The following is a 1,957-nucleotide window of genomic DNA, read 5'->3' on the forward strand; positions in this document are numbered from 1 at the left end:
TGAAATCCGCGATGGCGGATCAGCGCATCGGCGGCAGCACGGTGCTCGACTACAGCGCGGTCGACTACGACCTGGGCCTGCCGGAGGACATCTTCGCGGAGCGCTACCTGCGCAGCCCGCCCCGGCAGTACCTGCGTTGAATCCACGGAGGCAGTCGTGAGACAGGCTATGCGCATTAGCACATTCGCCGGTATGTTGGTCACACTGGTGCCGGCCTGGGGGATGGCTCAGGCCCCGGTGCTGCCCAGCGGACTCGGGAGCTCATCGCCACAGCAGACGCCACCGGACGAAACCGCCACGCCGTCACTGCCGGCCGGCCTCGATGGCGGCGAGCAGGACAAGGAACAGGCTCCCGCGCTGCCCACTGGCCTGGACGGGTCCGCGGAAGCGTCCCGCGAAGACGATGACCCAACCTCCGGCGGGCGCTGGCTGGACAATGTCACCGGCTTCTGGGACCTGCGCGCCGGCTCGCGTCTGCAGGACGACCCGGCTCAGGACGAGGCATTCGTGCTGGGCGAGGCCCGGCTGCAGCTGTCGCGAACCTGGTATACCGATGCCGCGACCACGACCGTGACGGGTGATTTCCTCTACGATCCCGTGGCCGAGGAGCAGGAGGTGGATCTCGAGACCGGCCAGGGCTGGTTCGATCTGCGCGAGGCGAACGTGCTGCTGCGCCCCCTGGATGCCGTCGACGCCAAGATCGGGCGGCAGGTCCTGACCTGGGGCGTGGGCGATCTCGTCTTCCTCAACGACCTCTTCCCCAAGGATTTCGTCTCCTTCTTCAACGGCCGCGACGTGGAGTATCTGAAGGCGCCATCGGACGCGGTGCGGGTCTCGCTGTTCGGCGATGCGGCCAATCTCGACCTGGTGTATACGCCACGCTTCGATCCCGACCGCTTCATCACCGGGGAGCGCCTGTCCTGGTTCAATCCGGTAGAGGGCCGGGTCACCGGCGACGATGCCGTCATATCGCCGGCCGTACCGGGCGACTGGTTCAATGATGACGAGATCGCGGCCCGGCTGTACCGCAATGCCGGTGCCTTCGAGCTGGCCGCCTATGCCTACAACGGTTTCTGGAAGGATCCGATGGGAATGGCTGTCTCCGGCGAGCTGTTCTTCCCGGCGCTGTCCGTGTACGGCACCAGCCTGCGCGGGCCGGGCGCCGGCGGCATCGTCAGCGCCGAGTTCGCCTACTATGACAGCCGCGAGGACCGCGCCGGCGACGATCCGCGCCTGCCCAACAGCCAGTGGCGCACCTTGGTCGGCTTCGAGCGGGAACTGCTGCCCGAATTCACCGCCGGCGTGCAGTACTACACCGAGATCACCGACGACTTTGGTGCCCTGCGCGACGCCTTGCCGCAAAGCGCCGATGCTGGCGATCGCATCCGCCACACCCTGACCCTGCGCCTCACCAAGCTCGCCATGAACCAGCGGCTGACGCTCAGCGCCTTCAACTTCTGGAGTCCGAGCGCGGATGACGGGCACCTGCGGTTCACGGCCGGCTACAAGGTCACGGACGACTGGCTGGTGGAGGCTGGTGTGAACGCTTTCTATGGACCGGACGAGACCAGCTTCTTCGGCCAGCTCAAGGACAACACCAATGCATTCGTCGCCGTGCGGCGTGGTTTTTGAGGTCAACGACCCTTTAGAAAAGCGCCCCGGCCATATCTGGTCGGGGCGCTTTTTTTGTGCTTGATCTATCGTCGATAGCAACCGTCGCTGATAGCCCTTCGCTTCCTGACCCTTAGGCATTGAGGACAACCACATGCAGCCGAGATAACCGAGCCCTTGACGGGTCAATCCATACCAGGAGCCTGTCGGACTTAACGCTGATCTGCTGCAAATCCCGGGCTTTCGGCCAACTTCATTCGATCTATTTCGTTAAATAGCGCGCTATTCGCCTCAATAGATCGATAAATTTGACTCGAAATCCGTCATTTTCGTGACGATCGGTCAA

The 1,957-nt window shown here is 63.9% G+C and carries 1 protein-coding gene; it reads left to right on the plus strand.

Annotated elements, in window-relative coordinates:
• The first annotated feature begins 168 nt into the window (after positions 1–168).
• Positions 169–1,632, plus strand: a complete 1,464-nt coding sequence (locus ACESMD_RS09720) for a hypothetical protein (protein ID WP_372612654.1) — start codon at positions 169–171, stop codon at positions 1,630–1,632.
• Positions 1,633–1,957: the final 325 nt, after the last annotated feature.

Source organism: Halomonas sp., assembly GCF_041689495.1.
In the GTDB taxonomy this organism is placed as follows: Bacteria; Pseudomonadota; Gammaproteobacteria; order Pseudomonadales; family Halomonadaceae; genus Halomonas.